This window comes from Streptomyces sp. NPDC104581 (genome assembly GCF_055583685.1).
In genome coordinates, this window is the sequence record NZ_JBVJNN010000001.1 from 24,467 (window position 1) to 42,895 (window position 18,429).

Consider the following 18,429-nt stretch of genomic DNA (forward strand, 5'->3'; position numbering starts at 1 on the left):
AGATCAGCGCCGAGATGAACCAACCTCGATCACGAGATCGGTTCCTGCCGGGTCGTTCCCATCCGGTGCACACCGCCTTTGTCGTCTGCCGCCGTGTTCCCGGCCATGAAAACCGGCCGCGCCGCGTGGGGCAACCGAATATCAGACGTGGAACGGGACCGTGGTGACGACGACCTTCCGCAGGGGGCGCAGCGCCCTGCGCAGCCGGGGGGCGGTGCGGCTGTGCAGCGCGCTGTAGCGGCGCTGGCTCACCACGATCTCCGGGAGGATCACGGTGAGGGTGAGGTCGGGCCGCTGATGGTGCAGGGCCTGGATGTAGTTGACGAGGGGCGCGATGACGGCGCGGTAGGGGGAGACGAGTTCCTGGAGCGGCAGGTGGTCCCCCCACAACAGCCACTGGTCGCGGAAGCGTTCGGCCTCCGCGACGCCGGTGCTGACGTGGACGACGAGGACGGGCTGCTGGAGCGAGGCGGCGTACGCGAGGGCGCGCATCCCGGCCCGGTCGAGCGTCTGGATCGGTACGAGGGAGAGGTGCCGGATCTCCTCGGGCACCTCCTCCGCCTCTTCCGCCCCCTCAGCCCGCTCCATCTCGTCGAAGGCCCGTGGGTCCCGGGGCTCCCGCGAGGCCGGCGGACCGTCGACGTCCTCGATGCGCCGGGGCGGGACGACGGCGTGCGGCGTGATGGTGTGGTGCGGGAGTTCGATCGCGTGCCGTTGCAGGCGCAGCGCCGCGGCGACGGTGTCGTAGTGGCGCCGGATGCGTGTCGTGACGACGAGGAACAGCGCGACCGCGACGAGCGCGACCCAGGCGCCTTCGGTGAACTTGGTGATACCGGCCGTGATGAGGACGAGCGCGGAGAGCAGACTGCCGGTGGCGTTGAACAGCAGGCTCTTGCGCCAGTGACGGTCCCTCAGACGCCACCAGTGGACCACCATTCCGGCCTGCGACAGCGTGAAGGCGAGGAAGACGCCGACCGCGTACAGCGGGATGAGCGCCGCGGTGCGGCCGTCGAACGCCACGTACACCAGCCCCGCCGCGGCCGACAGCAGGATGATGCCGTTGCTGAAGGCGAGCCGGTCGCCCATCCGCGCGAAGAGGCGGGGCGCGTGGTCGTCCCGGGCCAGCAGGGAGAGCACGCGGGGGAAGTCGTTGAAGGCGGTGTTGGCCGCGAGGAGCAGAACGGCGGCGGTGGCAGCCTGTGTGTAGACGTACATCGGGCCCGAGCCGAAGCTGAGATGCGCGAGCTGGGACAGCACCGTCTCCTGGGACCGCGGCAGGACCCCGCTGAAGTGGACGAGGGCGATGATGCCCGCGAAGAGGACGACGAGGAGGCCGACCATCCAGCTCAGTGTGGTGCGGGCGTTGCGCCACTCGACGGGCTTGAACGCCGGTACCGCGTTCGAGATGGCCTCGATGCCGGTCATGGCCGTCGCGCCGGAGGCGAAGGCCCGCATCACGAGGAGGATGCCGAGCCCTTCGGTGGCGTTGACCGGCGGGTGGGGCACCGGGTGGAAGCCGCGGCCGGCCGCGTCGGCGAGTCCGGCGACGACGAGTGCGAACATCGCGATGACGAAGGCGTACGTCGGCGCGGCGAAGATCGCGCCGGCCTGGCGGATCCCGCGCAGGTTGCAGGCGAGGAGGACGAGGATGGCCAGGACGCCGATCAGCACATTGGAGGAGGCGAGTGACGGTACGGCGGAGGTGATGGCGGCGACGCCGGCGCTGATGGACACCGCGACGGTGAGGATGTAGTCGGTCATGAGTCCGGCGGCGGCCGTGAGCCCCGGGAAGGTCCCCAGGTTGTCGCTGGCGACGATGTAGGAGCCGCCGCCGCGGGGGTAGGCGCGGATGGTCTGCCGGTACGAGACGCCGATGGCCAGCATCAGGAAGACGATGGTGGCCGCGATGGGGATCGAGTAGCCGAGTCCGGCGGTGCCCGCGAGGACCAGGACGGCGAGCATCGCCTCCGGCCCGTACGCGACGGAGGAGAGCGCGTCGGCGGACAGGACGGGCAGGGCGACCAGTTTGCGCATGCGTTCGCGGGCGAGGGCGGTGCTGGCCAGCGCCGGTCCGATGAGCAGGCGTCGCAGCCGGTAGACGGCCCGGGGCCGGTCGACGGGAGGGGGTTCGGCGACGGGAGGCGGTGGCGCCTCGTCCGCCGTGCCGACTCCCGCGGGAGGGGGCGGGGACGGCGCGGTGCCGGCCTCCGTGGGGCCGAAGGGGGAGACCGGGACGACCCGCCCGAAGCGGGCCGGCGTGATCTGGGCCGGTGTGGGGAGGCTGCCGAGATCGGGATCGACCGGCAGGGCCCGGCGCCATACGCCGGGCTCCGCCGACACCCGCCGCCATTCGCGTCCCACACTGCGCAGCACCCGCAGTTGCTGGGCGTCGAGTTCGCGAAGGGGCTTGCTGCCCGGTACCGCCGCGCTCCGCGTGCTCGTGGTGGCCGACTTCTTACCGTGGGTGCCCGACATGCGGCAAGTCTGGCGGAACGTCCCCTTCGGGGGTGGGAGTGACGCCGGGAGGTTACGGCCCCGTCGTCGTCCGCTCCCCCGCCGTCGCCGTCAGCGACCGCCCCGCCTGATCCAGTGGGCGCGCCGCTGGCGCCGCAGGGCCGGCGGCGTCGCCCGCGGGGTCCTGTCCGGTGGGCGGACGGGCTCGGTCCGCCCCTCCGCACGGTCGGCGGGTCGCTGGAGGGTGTCGAGTGCGTAGTCCGTGGTGGCGATGCAGTTCACGAGCTGCTCCTCGGTGAACTCCTCCGAGCCGGGCACATGCGGGACGAACCCGATCAGGGCCCCCTCGTTGACGATCTCCGCGTCGAGCCCCGCCGCCCCGTCCATGTCCCAGAGCGCCTCGATCCTGTCGTCCAGGACGACCCGGATACCGAACTCGTAGACACCCGCGTGCACCATGTGCGCCATGACGCCACGTGAGCGCAGTGCCGCCGTCATACGCTCAGCACGATCCGAGTCCATACGGAGCACCTCTTCACCTGCGACGTTCCCGGGGCCCGGCACTTCCCCGGGGGGACGTCCGGCGGCCCTCGTGTACTCCACGGTACTGCGCGCCGACGTGGTACGCGGCCCACGCCGCCCGCCGCCTCGTGCCCACACCCGCGGCACCCGAATCGCCGCCTGGCGCCGCCCGGACGGGGCCCTTCCGTCCTCTGGGCCCGCGAGTGGGCCCAGAGGCCCTGCGACTGGGCCCGGACCCTTCTCTACTGTTTGTGGGATCAGGCGCCGCCGACCGCCTGATCCGACAGGACCGCCGAACCAGTCGCGGGCGCCGGGACCCCCCACACCCACCGGCCCGGCGTCCGCGGCTCCTCCGGTGCCCCGGGGCCGGTGCGCCACCCCCCGGGGCACCGGCCCCGGCACACCCGGCGCACAGGGAGAGACAGCGGAGATAAGGTCGGCGGGTGAAGGTGATACGCCGTTGGGCCCCCTACGTGGCGCTCTCGCTGGTGCTCGTGTTCGCCGCCGGATACGGGTGGTACCGCGTGAGCGACACGGGCAAGGGCTGGCGTTACGAGGAGAGCCTGAAGTCGTTCTGCGAAGGACTGATCCCGTACGACGAGTCCGCCGGGTTCACCGGGAAGGACGCGGCGCGGCTGACGCTGGACCACCGCGCGGAGGGCTCCGGGGGTGGCTTCGACTCGTGCACGGTCGCGGGCTACGCCCTCACCATCGCCCGGGTCCCCGACCCGGCGTCCGACTCCTCCGGCAGGACGCGCGCCCTCGACAGGCTCGACGAGGTGGCGGGTGACGCACCGCCGGTCCCGCTCGGCGGTGGCTGGCGCGGCTACACCGATCTCGTCAACACGGCGGTCGTTCTCACCTGCGGCAACAAGGCCGGCGCGGTCTTCGTGACGGCGTACGACGGAGACGCGAGGGGCCTGGACGACACCCACGACGCGAGCGACTCCGAGCGTGCCCACGCGGTCGCCGGGCTCGTGGCGGCGACCGCCGTCAACGCGGCCGACGACTGGGACTGCGAGACGAGTCCCGGCGGTCGCATACCGCGGCTGCCCGCCCCGGCGGAGCGAACGTCCCCGTTCGCCGCGAAGGGGACCTGCGCGGGAATCCCGCTGCGCGACCAGGAGTACGTCCACTGGATCCAGGACGCCCCGGAGAGCCGGACCGCGCCTCTGGAAAAGTGCGTACTGGGCGAGACGAAGGCCGAGGCCAAGCAACTGTTCGCGTTCGAGGCGGCGTTCGGGCCCTTCGCGCGGGGCCTGCGCCCGGAGGACCCCGACGCCGGCACGTTCAAGCGCGACGCGGGCGGTGCCAAGGGCTCCTACTGGGCGTCCGCCCGGTGTCCCGGTGACGGTCCACGAGCCCTGTTCCGCGTCTACCCCACGGAGTACGCGTACGTCGACAACTCGGTGGACACGTTCGCCAGGGCCGGTCTCGCCGCGTTCGCCGAGCGCAGGGCGGAACAACACGGCTGCACCGACCTGACGTTGCCGCCCGCCTCCTCGTGACACCGCACGCCGCCCCGCGCCGCCTGCGCCGGAGTCGGCCGCCGATACGGAATGCTGACGCGGGAACGTCAGGAGGCGGCGGTGCGAGGAGCGGTGGTGCGCGAGACGGATGTGATCGTCGTCGGGGCGGGCGCGGCGGGGCTCTCGCTCGTGCACCGGCTCCGCACCCCTCCCCCCGGCCGGCCGGCGCCCGAGGTGACGCTGATCGACGCGCCCGCCGGTCCGCTGAGGCCGCCGGAGCGCACCTGGTGTTTCTGGGAGGCGTCTCGGGGCGACCTCGACAGCGCGCTGACCGCCTCGTGGGAGTCGCTGCGCGTACGGGGACGGGACGGGACCGTCAGCCTGGGGCGGCCCGCTCCGTTCCGCTACAAGATGCTGCGGTCCCGCTCCTTCGAGGCGCTGGTGGGCGACCGGCTCGACGGGCCACGGGCGCCGCGCCGGGTGACGGCCCGCATCGACAGGATCGACGATGTGGCGTCGGGCGCCGAGGTGACGGGCGTCGCCGCCGACGGAGGTGAACTGAGGCTGCGGGCCCGCTGGGTGTTCGACTCGCGTCCGCCCCGTGTCCTGCCGCCCGCGCGGACGACGCTGCTCCAGCACTTCCGGGGCTGGTTCGTCCGGACCGAGCGGCCGGTGTTCGATCCGGGGGTCGCGGATCTGATGGATTTCCGGACCCCGCAGCCCCCGCGAGGGCTGTCGTTCGGGTACGTCCTGCCGACGACCGCCCACGAGGCGCTGGTCGAGTACACCGAGTTCTCCCGCACGGTGCTGGACGACGCGGGCTACGGGCGGGCACTCACGCACTACACCGAACAGGTGCTCGGGCTGGGCCCCTTCGAGGTGACCGCGACCGAGCGGGGGGTCATCCCGATGACCGACGGCCGTTTCCCGCGCCGCGCGGGCCGTTCGGTCTTCCGCATCGGGACCGCGGGCGGCGCCACCCGCCCGTCGACCGGCTACACCTTCGCGGCCGTTCAGCGGCAGGCCCGCGCCGTCGCCGACGCGTACTTCGGCGGACGGGTGCCCGAGCCGCCGCCCGCCTACCCGGCGCGGGCCGGGGCGATGGACGCGGTGCTGCTGCGGGGGCTGGACAGCGGCCGGGTCGAGGGCGCCGCGTTCTTCGAGGGGCTGTTCCGGCGCGTCCCGATGGAGCGGCTGCTCCGTTTCCTCGACGGCGACACCCGCCCGTACGAGGACTTCACCATCGGCCTGCGCACCCCGGTGGGGCCGATGCTGCGCACGGTCGCCGAACTGCCCCGGCTGCGCCGCCGGGCACCGAGAGAAAGGGACGTCGGATGACGCTCCCGCACGACGCCGAACCGTCCGCCGCGTTCGACCGCGCCGCGTCCGTCCACGACCGGTCGGCCACGGTCAGCCCCGGATACCACGCGCGCCTCGGACGCTCCGCCCGGCGGCTGCGGCCACCCCGTGGTGGCGCCGGACCGCGCCTGCTCGACCTGGGATGCGGCACGGGCGCGTCGACGGGCGCGCCGCCGGCCGCGGCCCCGCACGCCGAGATCGCCGCCGTGGACGCCCCGGCCGGGATGCCGGAGCGGGCGGCCGGCGAACCGTGGCCGGGGAACGTCTCGTTCGTCCACGCGCCCGTGGAGCGACTGGGCGAGGCGGGGGGCACCGGCCCGTTCGACGGGGCCTTCGCCGCCTGCCCCTTCCGCAACCCCACCGACCCGGACCGGGCACTGACGCTCGTACCGTCGCTGCCGGCGCCTGACGGCCGGATCGGGGGGCACGAGTACGCGCTCGGCGGGCGCGCCGCGGACCGCGCGGTCCGCACGGCGGTCCGCAAGGGCGTCGTGCTGCCCGGGAGACGGCTCGCCGGTGGCGCGGACCTCTGCCGCCGTCTGAGGCGCAGCGGGGTCGAGTTCGACACCGCGCCGGCCTTCGGTGACCGGCTGCGGCGGGCCGGGTCCGGGTCCGTCCGGGTGCTGCCGATGCCGGGCCGGCAGACGGGTGGCGCGCACACCTTCGTGGGCCGCCGCGTGGCGGGGAGCGGGGACGCGCGGTGAGCGCCGGGGTACTCACGGACGGCACGGGCCGGGCCGCGCCGCGCCGGGGCCGGGACCGCCGCGCCCGGGTGGTCTGGCCGGCGCCGGGGCGCGAGCGGTTCGGCGGTGGCGACGCGCCGCGCGTGGCGGTGGTCGGGGGCGGTATCGCGGGGCTCGCCGCGGCCACCGGGCTCGCGGAGCGCGGGGCGGGCGTCACGCTGTACGAGCGTGAACCGGGTCTCGGCGGGCGCCTGGCGGGCTGGCCCGTCACGCTGGCCGACGGTTCGACGGCCACCATGAGCCGGGGGTTCCACGCCTTCTTCCGCCAGTACTACAACCTCCGGGGGCTGCTCCGGCGTGCCGATCCGGGCCTGGGCATGCTCGCCGGGCTGCCGGACTATCCGCTGCGCCACGGCGGCGGCAGGGAGCTGTACGACAGCTTCGCGCGGGTCCCCCGCACACCGCCGTGGAGCGCCCTGGGTTTCGTCGCGCTCAGCCCCACCTTCGGCTGGCGCGATCTGGCCCGGATGGATCCGCGGGCGGCGCTGCCGCTGCTCGATGTGCGGGTGCCGCGGGTGTACGAGGAACTGGACGGGATCAGCGCCGAGGACTTCCTGTCCAGGATCCGCTTCCCCGAGGCGGCGCGGCATCTGGCGTTCGAGGTGTTCTCCCGCAGTTTCTTCTCCGACCCGGGTGAACTGTCCGCCGCCGAACTGGTGTTGATGTTCCACATCTACTTCCTCGGGTCGAGCGAGGGTCTGCTGTTCGATGTGCCGGACGAGCCGTTCCCGGCCGCCCTGTGGGAGCCGCTGGGCTCCTGTCTCACCGGGCTCGGGGTCGGGTTGCGCACCGGCAGCGCGGTCGAGGAGGTGGCTCCGGCGCCGGGCGGTGGTCTCACGGTGACAGCCGACGGGCGGCCCCGGCGGTACGACGCGGTGGTGCTCGCGCTGGACAGCGGCGGGCTGCGCCGACTGGTCGCCGGATCGGGCCGGTTGTGCGACGAGCGGTGGCGGGCCCGGATCGGCCGGCTGCGCGGCGCACCGCCGTTCCTGGTGTCGCGGCTGTGGCTGGACCGGCCGGTGGCCGCCGACCGTCCCGGCTTCCTCGGGACCAGCGGATTCGGCGGGCTCGACAATGTGAGCGTGCTCGACCGGTGGGAGGGCGAGGCGGCGCGGTGGGCGGCCGGGACCGGTGGTTCGGTGGTCGAGCTGCACGCGTACGCCGTCGCCCCCGGCGCCGACCGGCCCGCCCAACAGCGGCTGCTGATCGAGCAGTTGCACCGGGTGTATCCGGAGACGCGGTCTGCGGGGATCGTGGACGCGCACCACGAGTGGCGGTCGGACTGCCCGCTGTTCCCGGTGGGTGGCTACGGCGACCGCCCCACCGTACGCACACCCGACCCGGCCGTCGTGATGGCGGGCGATCTGGTGCGCACCGATCTTCCGGTGGCGCTGATGGAACGGGCCGCGACCACGGGCTTCCTGGCCGCCAACGCGCTGCTGGAGCGGTGGGGCGTACGCGGTCAGACGTTGTGGACCGTGCCGGACCGGGGCCGCTCGGCGGGGCTGCGGGCGCTCGTACGGACGGCCCGGCGCGACCCCTGACGGGTCAACCGCCGTAGCGCGCGCACTCGCCGCTGTCCCCGCCACTGCGGCAGCCCACGGGACCGCTCGGGGCGGGGACGGGCTGTTTCTTCTCGTCCTCGTGGGATTGCAGCGCGCCCCCGGCGAAGATGCCGAGGACGACGAGGACGGCCATCGCGCCCTGGCTCACGGCCGTGACCGTGGCCCGGGCACGGGAGGCGATCACCGCGGCGGCGAAGGCCAGTACGCCGACCGCGCCGAGGGCGGGCAGATAGCGCCAGAGGGACGGCGATTCGCTGTCCGTGGCGGGATCCAGGTCGAAATGATCGAAGAACGGCCACACGACGACGATCACGGCCACGGCGATCAGCTCAAGGAGGACGAGCCCGCACGAGGCCCCCACGTCGGCGCCCCGCCCCGCGTGCGGCTTCACTGACGGGTCGGAGGAGTCGAAGGCCGGAGCCGCGGTGGGCAGGTCGCTCATAAGGAGCACCCTGCCGTACCGGTCGGCACGGGAACATGAGTACGGATACCTAAGGGCAGTCCGGCTGACGGTACGGCGCTGCCCATGGCCGAGGGGGTGGCCTGTCGATCCGGCCGGATCAGGGAGCGGGGGTCCGGTGCGTGCGATCGCAAGGCGGGCCGTGCCGGCCCACGACAACACGGGCGAGCGAGCGTGCCCACCCGACCCCGGCAAGACCAGCAGGACACCCCCCGGTGCCCGCACGGCACCACTCCCCCAGAGCCCCGAGAGGCGAGAGGTGTCCACCGCGTTGTCGTAAACCGACCGAGTACGCCCGGTACGAGGCCGGTCCTCCTCCTCGCGACGCACCACAAGGGGCCCCGCGCCTCGGAACGACGGCGCCGAGGGCTGTCCCGTAATCCCCCGGTGGATCGGCGCGCGGCGTCGGATGCGGTGCAGCGCAGGGCGGAGGGTCGTCCTCGTACTGGGCGTATTCCGGCGATCCGACAACGCGGCGAGGCGCCGTGGATGTCGTCGCGCGCCCGCCGGGGATTACGGGACGGCCCTCAGCTTCCGGGCATGCCCTGGCCGGGAAACCGTCCCGTGCTCCGCAGGTGCCAGCGGCGTTCGGCGTAGGCGAGGTCGTCGCGCCACAGGCGGCCCGCGACGGCGCGCATCAGGGGGCGCAGCGCGGGGGCCGCGGCCCGTGCCACCGCGAACCCCGCGCGGTCGGAGGCCGCGACGACCGCCTCGACCACGGCGGTCCGCGGTCGGCCGCGGTCGTCGTGGCCGACCGGGGTGGCATGGGTCTCCACGACGGACCCCCGTCCCTCGCCGTCGGTGATGCGCATGACGACCGTGCGCGGTCCGGGCGCCGTGAACACCGCGCGGACGGGCACCACGGCCCGCCCGGCGACCTTGAAGGACACGTCCACCGCGAAGCCGTCGCCCGCGCCGGAGTCATCCTCGCCCGGCGTCGACAGGACCGTGAGATCCACGAACGAGTACGGGTGCAGCCAGGCGCCGTGCCAGGGGTCGAGCCGGTTGGCCACCACGTCCTCGGGCTCGCACACCCCGAAGCCGGTGTAGACGGCGGCCACCGCCCCGGCCGCCTCGGGCCGGGGCGGCACGGCCGGCCGGTCCGACGGGCTCTCGCCACCCACCCGGTCGAGCCGGACCCAGGCCAACACCCCGTCGTCGTGGGCCGGTACGGGCTCCCAGCCGGCGAACGGCCCGCCGTCGAGGGCGAGTCCGTGCCAGTGGCAGATGAGCGTGCCGCAGCGCACCCGGCCGTCCTTGAGCGGCGCGCCGAGGTGGGGACAGGCGCCGGGGCCGGCGACCAGGCGCCCCGACTCGTCCCGCCACAGGACCAGTTCGACACCGGCGACGGTTCGTCCGAGCGGGCGGCCAGGTCGTACGTCGCGGGCGGCGCCGACCACGTACCAGTTGCCCGACGGTCCGGCGAGCGCCCGTTCCAGCGCCCCCGCGATGAGCGCCGGACGGGCCTCGCGCCAACTCGGCCGCTGATCCGCCCAGTCGACGGCTCCCCGGCGCAGCCGCAACGGGTACCGTCCGCGCCGTCCGGCGCCGGGCGGACGGCCCCGCGTGCCGTCGTCGCGGGCGCTCATGCCACCGCCTCGCGCGCGGCGGCTCTGGTCCGGGCCGCCGCCACCCGCACCAGCCCGTCGACCGCGACGGCCGCCCGCCGCCGGCGCCGTACGACGGCGCGGCGGTGCAGGACCGCGTACCCCTCGTCGGCGACGGCGTCGAGGATCCCGCCGTACAGCACGAAAGCCGCGCGGATACAGGGGCGGGAGACCGGGTCGAGCATCCGGATGCCGGGCGCCGCACGCCGGTAGACGCCTCGCGTCAGCGCGACGGCGGACTTCAGCGCGGCGGTGATCCGCGGGTCCCGCGCGCCGGTGGCGCGGCTCCACTCCAGCAGTCCGCGGTCGACCCCGTGCGCCGCGAGGAGATCGGCGGGGAGGTAGACCCGGCCGCGGTCGAGGTCTTCGCCGACGTCCCTGACGAAGTTGGTCAGCTGGAAGGCGACACCGAGCGCGGCGGCGTGCGGGGCGGCCACCTCGCGCGGGACGACCGTGCCGAGGACCGGCAGTATCTGGAGGCCGATCACGGCGGCCGAGCCGTGCATGTAACCGCGCAGATCGTCGTAGGTGGCGTAGTCCGTGACCGTGAGGTCGCTGCGCATGGAGGTCAGGAAGTCGCGGAACAGCGGGTGGCCGATCCGGTACGTCCGCGCCGTGTCGGCGAGCGCCCTGATCACCGGTTCACGGCTGTGGCCCGAGAGCAGCCCGTCCGCCAGCCGCGCCTGGAGCGCGTCCAGTTGACCGGCGCGTTCGGCGGGGGTGGCGGGTCTGTCGAGGTCGTCGACGATGTCGTCGGCCCAGCGGGCGAAGCCGTAGAGCGCGTGGACGGCGGGGCGCCGTTCGACGGGCAGCAGGCGGGTGGCGAGGAAGTACGTCTTGCCGTGCAGGGCGTTGAGCCGGCGGCAGCGGGCGTAGGCGAGGCGCAGCTCGGGGTCGCCGATACCGGCGGCGTCGAGTTCACGGTCGGTCACGCGCGCCCTCCTTTCGGTACGTGAAGGGCGGACCTGGAACCGGTCCCCGGACCGGTGACGCGGGCGGCGGCGAGCTTTCCGGAGATCAGCACGGTGGGGACGCCGACGCCGGGGGTGGTGCCGCATCCGGCGAGCACCGCGTTCGTGGTGCCGCGCACCAGGTTGCGCGGCCGGAAGGGGCCGGTCTGGGCGAACGTGTGGGCGGCGGAGAACGGGGTCCCCGCCGCGTGTCCTTCGGCGGCCCAGTCGGCGGGGGTGACGAGGCACTCCTCCTCGATGGCGGCGCCGAGTCCGTCCAGTCCGCGGCGTTCGAGTTCGGTGAGGAGGCTGTCGCGGTAGCGGGGGCCGAGATCCGCCCACTCCCGGACGCCGGGCCCGACAACGGTGTTGGGGCAGGGCGCCAGGATGTAGTGCAGATGGCGGCCGGGCGGGGCGAGGCCGGGGTCGGTGGCGGTGGGACGGGTGATGAGCAGCGACGGGTCGCTCATGAGGCTCCCGGTGTGCGTCAGTTCCCGGAACGTGCGCTTCCAGGCGTGCCCGAACGAGATGGTGTGGTGGCCGAGCCCCGGCCAGGTGCGGTCGGTGCCGATGTGCAGGATCACGGCGGACGGCGAGAACCGCAGCGGCACCGGGCGGCGCGGCGGCCGGCCCAGCAGCCGGTAGGTGACGGGCAGGTCGGGTGTGAGGACGACGGCGTCGCAGGGGATGCGTACCTCGTCGTCGCCGTGGCCGGTGATGACGGCGGTGATCCGGTCGCCGGATCCGCCACGCGGTCCCCCGCCCGCTCCCCCGCCGGACCGCTCCAGGCGCGTGACGTCGTGGCCGTACCGGAAGTCGGCGCCCGCGTCCGCCGCCGCCTCGGCCATGGCGCGCGGCAGCGCGTGCATGCCGCCGCGCGGGAAGCAGACCCCGGCGACGGTGTCCATGTAGGCGATGACGGCGTACGCGGCCAGGGCCTTGGCGGGCGGGACTCCGGCGTACAGGGCCTGGAAGGAGAAGATCCGGCGCAGGCGTTCGTCCGAGATGAACGAACCGATGCGGGCGTCGAGCCGGCCGAAGCCGCCGAGTGCGGCGAGGCGGACGAGGTCAGGGTGGAGGAGGGAGAGGGGCGAGTCGAAGTTGGCGTCGATGAAGCGGCGTGCCTGGACCGCGTACAGCCTCTCCAGCCAGTGGCGCAGCCTCCGGTAGCCGTGTGCTTCTCGGGGGCCGGCGAAGCGTTCGACCTCGGCGGCCATCGCGCCGGCGCCGGTGTGGACGTCGAGCGCGCTGCCGTCGGCGAAACGCGCCCGGTAGGCGGGGTGCAGGGGGATGAGGTCGAGCCGGTCGGCGAGTGTGTCGCCGACGGCGGCGAAGGCGTCCTCGACGAGGCCGGGCATGGTCAGGACGGTGGGGCCGGTGTCGAGGTGGTAGCCGCCGCGTTCGACACGTCCGGCCCGGCCGCCGGGCCGGGTACCGCGATCGACCACGGTGACCGCTCGTCCGGCGCCGAGGAGGTGCAGGGCGGCGGAGAGCCCGGCGAGTCCGGCGCCGACGACGACGACGTGGTCGGTGGGGCCGTCGAGTGTCCTCATCGGCCGCTCCCGGGCGACCGCGGGGCCCGCGGTCGTCCTCCCGGGAGGTGTGGCCCCGTCTCACTGCCGCACATCGCGTCTCCTCTCCTCGTGCCGGACGGCCGGGTGCACCGTCCTGTCCGGATTGAGGTGGCGGAATCGAGGTCGCGGACCGGACGCGCGATCCCCGGCGCGGCTCTGATGACGCCTCAGTGGACCATGATCATGGGCCATATGCCGGACAACCCGTCAGCGATGCGTCTCTTCGGGTGAACCGGCCGACCCGATGGCCGGGCGGACGGTGCCCGCACCGCATGCTGACGCCTTGACCGGAGAGAGATACGGGCACGCGTGGCCCGTACGAGGGGAAGTGGCTCCATGACCGTCTCGGTCGTCCTGTTCACCAGCGACCTGCGTCTGCACGACAATCCGACGCTGCGAGCCGCCGTCACCGGCGCCGACGAGGTGGTGCCGCTGTTCGTCCTCGACCGGGCCATCGTGTCGGCCGGGTTCGCCACGCCCAACCGGCGCGCCTTCCTCGCCGACTGTCTGACCGATCTGGACGCCGGGCTCCGGGAGCGCGGCGGGCGGCTCGTCGTACGTACCGGCGATGTGGTGGAGACGGTGCGGAAGGTGGCCGCCGAGGCGGGCGCCGGGGAGGTGCGCGCGGCCGGCGGGGTCAGCCGCTACGCCCAGCGCCGCGAGGAGCGGCTGCGGACCGCCCTGGAGTCCGACGGCCGCCGGCTGCACGTGCACGACGCCACGCTCACGGCGCTCCCGCCGGGCGCCGTCACACCGGCGGGCTCGGACCACTTCGCGGTCTTCACCCCCTACTTCCGCCGCTGGTCGCAGGAGCGGCTGCGCGATGTGCTCGCCGCGCCCCGGACGGTACGGGTACCGGCGGGGATCGGCTCCGACCCCGTACCGGCGCGCGCGGACACCTCCGGTGTCTCGGAGGGGCTCGCCGCGGGAGGCGAGAGCGCCGGCCGCAGACGCTTCGCGGCCTGGAAGCGCGCCGGGCTCGCGACGTACGACAGCGGCCACGACGACCTGGCCGGCGACGTCACCTCGCGGCTCTCGCCGCATCTGCACTTCGGCACCCTCTCCCCCGTCGAGCTCGTCCAGCGGGCACGGTCGGCGGGCGGTACGGGCGCCGAGGCGTTCGTGCGGCAGCTGTGCTGGCGGGACTTCCACCACCAGGTGCTGGCCGCCCGGCCCGACGCGTCGTCGGCCGACTACCGCACCAAGCACGACCACTGGCGGTCCGCGGAGACCGCCGGTGAGGAGATCGAGGCGTGGAAGGCGGGCCGTACCGGCTATCCGGTGGTGGACGCCGCCATGCGCCAACTGCTCCACGAGGGGTGGATGCACAACCGGGGCAGGCTGCTGACCGCGAGCTTCCTCACCAAGACGCTGTACGTGGACTGGCGGATCGGCGCGCGCCACTTCCTGGAGCTGCTGGTGGACGGCGATGTCGCGAACAACCAGCTCAACTGGCAGTGGATGGCCGGTACCGGCACGGACTCGCGTCCCAACCGGGTGCTCAACCCGGTGATCCAGGGCAGGCGTTACGACCCGGACGGCCGTTACGTGCGCCGGTGGGTGCCCGAGCTGAGCGGGCTGGCGGGCGGGGCCGTCCACGAGCCGTGGAAGCTCCCGGTGCGCGAACGGGCCCGGTACGACTATCCGGACCCGCTGGTGGAACTGGCCGAGGGCCGGGACCGCTTCCAGCGGGCCCGCGGGAAGGGCTGAGCCGTCGGGTCGCCCGGTCGGCCGTGGCGTGTGCTCGCCACGGCCGACCGGGGCGGCCGGTCAGGCGCCGGGTGCCGACCGTACGGACGGTGACAGATACACCCGGCAGTCGCGCAGGCCCGGCAGGTCGGGAATCCGCTCGACCCGCCAGTCGCGCGCGTACGCCGGGGGCCCCGCCCGCCCCGCGACCACGAAGGCCACCGGCTTCTCCCGTCCCAGGGCGACGAGTTCGGCGGGAGTGATGCTCCCGTCGTGGCCACCGGTCTGCCGGGACGCGCAGCCGATCCGGAAAGCGACCCTGATCGCCTCCGTACCGCTGACCACGCACGGCGGAGTGACACCCTGCCGTGCGAACTCCGCGGCGATCCGGTCGAACTTGACCCGGTCCGCCCGGCTGCGCTCGGCGCGGTCGGCGACGACGGACCCCTGGACCCACAGATGCGCGACGGCCGCCGCCACCAGCAGGACCACGACCGGACCCCGGGGGCGCGCGGTCCTGACGAGCCAGATCAGGAAGAGCGCGGTGGGCAGCGCGAGGAGCGCGTACACGGGCAGCAGGAAGCGCGGCGCGGCGTATCCGATCAGGAGCAGGTACTGCGCGGCCATCGACAGACCGACCAGCGTCGGCACCAGTACGAGGGGCAGGCGCCGCAGGCGCGCGGCGACCAGGACTCCGCCGAGGGTGAGCAGCGGCAGGGCGAACCACCAGATCGCGGTGGCGGGCCGGCGCCACCGCACGTCGCAGGGACGGCAGAGCAGGCGTCCGTCGAGCGAGCGCATATGGTCGCCGAAGACGAGGTTCCAGCCCAGATGGCCCTGGATCTCGCTGGCCCGCGCGAGCCGGGTGAACAGTCCGCCGTAGCTGACGTACGCCTCGATGATCCACTCCGCGCAGCCGACGGCCCCGCCCGCGACGAGCGCCGCCAGGAGCGCCCAACGGCGCCATCGCCGGACGGCGAGCGCGATGAGCGCGAGGGGCGCGGTGAGCCAGAAGGCGTCGGTGGGGCGCATGAGCGCGACGAAGGCGATGGCGACGCCGAGCCCGATGAGGGCCGTGCGGTCGGTCCGGTCGCGTGCGGCCCGGAGGAAGAGTCCGACGGCGCACAGGCAGCCGAGGGCCACCCAGAGGTTCGGCATGACCTGCGGCCCGTAGTACACGGTGATCCACAGTCCGGCGAACAGGGCGCCGGCGAGGGCGAGTACGGACGCGGGGAGCAGGCGCCGCCACACCCGGAGGGCGAGGAAGAGTCCGGCGCCGGAGAGCAGGGCGAGATAGACGCGGAGTACGTCGACGGACGAGGTGAGCGAGGTCACCGGCGCGATGAGGAAGGTGATACCGCGCGCGCGGGGCGCGCTGAAGAACGCGGTGTCGGAGGCGGCGCGGCTGACTTGGCTGGTGTAGACGGTCTCGTCCCAGCCGAGCCCGGATCCCGGTACGACGAAGACGAGTTGGACGATCGTGTAGACGCCCGCGACGACCGCTGTCCACAGGAGGCCGCTGTCGGCCGGCCAGTCCCTGGCCGGGCGCCTCGTCTCTCGCAGGCCGGTCGCGACGGCCTTGGTCTGTGTCATGGCCCAACGCTGCCTGCCGGTTGCCTGCCGGGCCGAGGGGACACGCCACGGGGCGAATATTAAGAAATCGCATCTAAAACATACGATTCACCCGTTGGGTGTGCTACCCGGCACAAGCGCCCGGGCCCGGAACGAACCCGTGGGGGCCACGACGTCTCGTCGGCGTGCACGGGCGCACGGCCTTCGTTGGACACGTCGTGCCACCGCACCGAGGATATGGAGAGGAAAGCCCGTTTCATCAGTGAGGACTCAGCGCCCATGCCGCAGCGCACCACCCGGGGGTTCTCAGTCGGCTATCTCGGCGCCGCGGCCGTCTTCGCGATCGGCATGCTGGGTACGACGCTGCCCACCCCGTTGTACGGGCTCTACCGCGAGGAGATCGGCTTCTCCGAGTTCATGGTGACGGTGGTCTTCGCCGTCTACGCCTTCGGGGTCATCGCGGTACTGCTGCTGGCGGGCGACTTCTCGGACCAGATCGGCCGTCGGCCCGTCCTGCTCATCGGGCTCGGGCTCTCCGTCGCCAGCGCGGTCTGCTTCCTGTCGGAGGGCGGACTTCCCCTGCTGTTCGCGGGGCGCCTCCTGTCGGGCTTCGCGGCCGGGCTGTTCAGCGGCGCGGCCACGGCCACCGTGATGGACCTGGCGCCCCCGGGCCGCGAGGCGCGCGCGGGGCTGGCCGCCACGGCGGCGAACATGGGCGGCCTGGGATGCGGTCCGCTGCTCGCGGGGCTGCTCGCACAGTACGCGCCGCTGCCGCTGCGGCTTCCGTTCGCCGTGGCCCTGGGGCTCGCGCTCGTGGGCATGGTCCTCACCTGGCTCCTGCCGGAGCCCGTCGGACACCGGACGCGGCGGCCGAGGTTCCATCCCCGGGGGCTGACGGTGCCCCCGGCGGTGCGCGGGGTCTTCGCACCGGCGGCGCTGGCCGCGTTCGCCGGCTTCGCGCTGCTGGGTCTGTGCACGGCGGTGTCGCCCACGTTCGTCGCGACGACCCTGGGCGAACCCAATCTGGCGGTGGCGGGCGCGGTCGTGTTCTCGGTCTTCCTGGCCTCCACCGTCGGACAGTCCCTGATGGGCCGGGTGGGCGCGGCCAGGGCGCTGCCGGGCGGCAGCCTGGTGCTGGTGGCGGGGGTCGTGCTGGTGGGCGCTTCGCTGCTCGTGGAGTCGCTGGCACTGCTGGTGACCGGCGTGATCTGCGCCGGACTGGGGCAGGGGCTGGCGTTCCGTGCCGCCATCACGGCCATCGGTGCGGCGGCCCCGCAGGAGTCGCGTGGCGGCACGATCTCGACGTTCTTCGTCGTGGCGTACGTCGGCATCTCACTGCCGGTGATCGGCATCGGCGCGCTGACGCTGCTGGTGAGTCTGCGGACCTCGGGGCTGATCTTCACCGGGTGCGTGGCGGTGCTGGCCGCGTCCGTCGGACTGTACGAACTCCGTGAGCTGCGGGTACGGCGGAACGCGGACGCGGCATCAGGCGGCTGAGGCGGCCCGCGCGTTGACACCGGGGCATGTCGTTCGGTCGGTGGTCGTGGCGGTGGCGATGGCGGTGCGGGGCCCTACCGGACGCGCGCGGCCCCGACGTAGAAGCCGCTCTCCTCGTTCACCGGCGCGGGTGTGTCCTTGTACCACTCGGGGGCGCGGACGAGACCCGGCTCCACCAGGTCCAGCCCGTCGAAGAACCGCTCGACCTCGGTCCGGGTGCGCGGCCGCAGGGTGATGCCGCCGGACTGGTAGGTGCCGGTGACCTTCTTCGCCTGGCCGGGATCCAGGAAGTCCGCGGTGCCGTGCGAGATCATCAGGAGGCTGCCGGGCGGCAGGGCGTCGACAAGGGTCCGGGTGACGCCGTACGGGTCGTCGTCGTCCCCGAGGAAGTGCAGCACCGCGACGAGGGACAGGGCGACGGGCCGGTCGAAGTCCAGGAAGCGGCGGGCGTGTTCGAGGACGTCGTGCGGTCGGCGTACGTCGGTCTCGACGTAGTCGGTCGCCCCTTCGGCCGTGCTGACGAGCAGGGCTTCGGCATGGCGGAGCACGACGGGGTCGTTGTCCGCGTAGACGATCCGCGCGGACGGGACGATCTCCTGGGCGATCTGGTGCAGGTTGGGCTCGGTGGGGATGCCGGTACCGATGTCGAGGAACTGATCGAACCCGCTCCTGGCCGCCCAGGCGACGGCACGGTGCATGAACTCCCGGTTGATCTGCGCCCCCCGCTGGGCCCCCTTGGCCAGCTTCTCCGCCAGCTCCCGGTCGACCGGGTAGTTGTCCTTGCCGCCCAGGAAGTAGTCGTAGAGCCGGGCGGGGTGCGGCTTGCTGGTGTCGATCTGCGGCTTGGGGGTGCCAGATGTCATGCGCCGGATTATGTCACCGCGGGCACCCGCCCGATGACTCCCCCCTCCGCCGGTGCGAGTGTCAACTGCGTTGCCTCGTGGCCCTGTTCGAACCACCCCCGGTGA

The 18,429-nt window shown here is 73.7% G+C and carries 14 protein-coding genes; 6 read left to right on the plus strand and 8 right to left on the minus strand.

What is annotated here, in order from left to right; translation table 11 throughout:
• Positions 1–141 precede the first annotated feature (141 nt).
• Entirely contained in the window at positions 142–2,475 is a 2,334-nt protein-coding gene (locus ACZ61E_RS00145; RefSeq protein ID WP_469696183.1) for an APC family permease, read from the minus strand.
• 90 nt (positions 2,476–2,565) lie between these two features.
• Positions 2,566–2,976, minus strand: coding sequence for a hypothetical protein (locus ACZ61E_RS00150; RefSeq protein WP_469696185.1), 411 nt, complete (start codon positions 2,974–2,976; stop codon positions 2,566–2,568).
• 443 nt (positions 2,977–3,419) lie between these two features.
• On the opposite strand from ACZ61E_RS00150, the gene ACZ61E_RS00155 reads away from it, so the two are divergent.
• The 4 genes from ACZ61E_RS00155 to ACZ61E_RS00170 all read left to right on the plus strand — a co-directional run bounded on the left by ACZ61E_RS00155 (position 3,420) and on the right by ACZ61E_RS00170 (position 8,091).
• Positions 3,420–4,484, plus strand: a complete 1,065-nt coding sequence (locus tag ACZ61E_RS00155; protein WP_469696187.1) for a hypothetical protein — start codon at positions 3,420–3,422, stop codon at positions 4,482–4,484.
• A gap of 96 nt (positions 4,485–4,580) precedes the next feature.
• Positions 4,581–5,783 carry a lycopene cyclase family protein gene (locus ACZ61E_RS00160; protein ID WP_469696188.1) on the plus strand — a complete coding sequence of 401 codons (1,203 nt, stop codon included), beginning with the start codon at positions 4,581–4,583 and terminating at the stop codon, positions 5,781–5,783.
• Complete coding sequence (locus tag ACZ61E_RS00165; protein WP_469696189.1) at positions 5,780–6,508, plus strand: methyltransferase domain-containing protein; 729 nt, start codon at positions 5,780–5,782, stop codon at positions 6,506–6,508. Before ACZ61E_RS00160 ends, ACZ61E_RS00165 begins: the two co-directional genes overlap by 4 nt.
• Complete coding sequence (locus tag ACZ61E_RS00170; protein ID WP_469696190.1) at positions 6,505–8,091, plus strand: FAD-dependent oxidoreductase; 1,587 nt, start codon at positions 6,505–6,507, stop codon at positions 8,089–8,091. Before ACZ61E_RS00165 ends, ACZ61E_RS00170 begins: the two co-directional genes overlap by 4 nt.
• A 4-nt stretch (positions 8,092–8,095) precedes the next feature.
• Here the strand turns inward: ACZ61E_RS00170 and ACZ61E_RS00175 are convergent, their stop codons facing one another.
• From ACZ61E_RS00175 to crtI, 4 genes are all read right to left on the minus strand, one after another.
• Positions 8,096–8,554, minus strand: a complete 459-nt coding sequence (locus ACZ61E_RS00175) for a DUF6234 family protein (protein ID WP_469696192.1) — start codon at positions 8,552–8,554, stop codon at positions 8,096–8,098.
• A gap of 545 nt (positions 8,555–9,099) precedes the next feature.
• Positions 9,100–10,161: a DUF5914 domain-containing protein gene (locus ACZ61E_RS00180; RefSeq protein ID WP_469696193.1), complete on the minus strand. Its 1,062-nt coding sequence runs from the start codon at positions 10,159–10,161 to the stop codon at positions 9,100–9,102.
• Entirely contained in the window at positions 10,158–11,111 is a 954-nt protein-coding gene (locus tag ACZ61E_RS00185; RefSeq protein WP_469696195.1) for a phytoene/squalene synthase family protein, read from the minus strand. The genes ACZ61E_RS00180 and ACZ61E_RS00185 overlap by 4 nt, the downstream gene beginning before the upstream one ends.
• Entirely contained in the window at positions 11,108–12,682 is a 1,575-nt protein-coding gene (gene crtI, locus ACZ61E_RS00190) for a phytoene desaturase family protein (RefSeq protein WP_469696197.1), read from the minus strand. Before crtI ends, ACZ61E_RS00185 begins: the two co-directional genes overlap by 4 nt.
• A 357-nt stretch (positions 12,683–13,039) precedes the next feature.
• On the opposite strand from crtI, the gene ACZ61E_RS00195 reads away from it, so the two are divergent.
• The gene (locus ACZ61E_RS00195; RefSeq protein ID WP_469696198.1) at positions 13,040–14,413 is read left to right on the plus strand and encodes a cryptochrome/photolyase family protein; all 1,374 of its coding nucleotides are present in this window, start codon (positions 13,040–13,042) and stop codon (positions 14,411–14,413) included.
• 60 nt (positions 14,414–14,473) lie between these two features.
• On the opposite strand, the gene ACZ61E_RS00200 is transcribed toward ACZ61E_RS00195, so the two are convergent.
• Positions 14,474–15,985, minus strand: coding sequence for a hypothetical protein (locus ACZ61E_RS00200; protein WP_469696200.1), 1,512 nt, complete (start codon positions 15,983–15,985; stop codon positions 14,474–14,476).
• 258 nt (positions 15,986–16,243) lie between these two features.
• Here ACZ61E_RS00200 and ACZ61E_RS00205 point away from each other — a divergent pair, with 258 nt between their 5' ends.
• Positions 16,244–17,461, plus strand: a complete 1,218-nt coding sequence (locus ACZ61E_RS00205; protein ID WP_469696202.1) for an MFS transporter — start codon at positions 16,244–16,246, stop codon at positions 17,459–17,461.
• Between the two features lie 74 nt (positions 17,462–17,535).
• On the opposite strand, the gene ACZ61E_RS00210 is transcribed toward ACZ61E_RS00205, so the two are convergent.
• Positions 17,536–18,324 (minus strand): SAM-dependent methyltransferase, encoded by a 789-nt coding sequence (locus tag ACZ61E_RS00210; protein WP_469696204.1) that lies wholly within the window; start codon positions 18,322–18,324, stop codon positions 17,536–17,538.
• Positions 18,325–18,429: the final 105 nt, after the last annotated feature.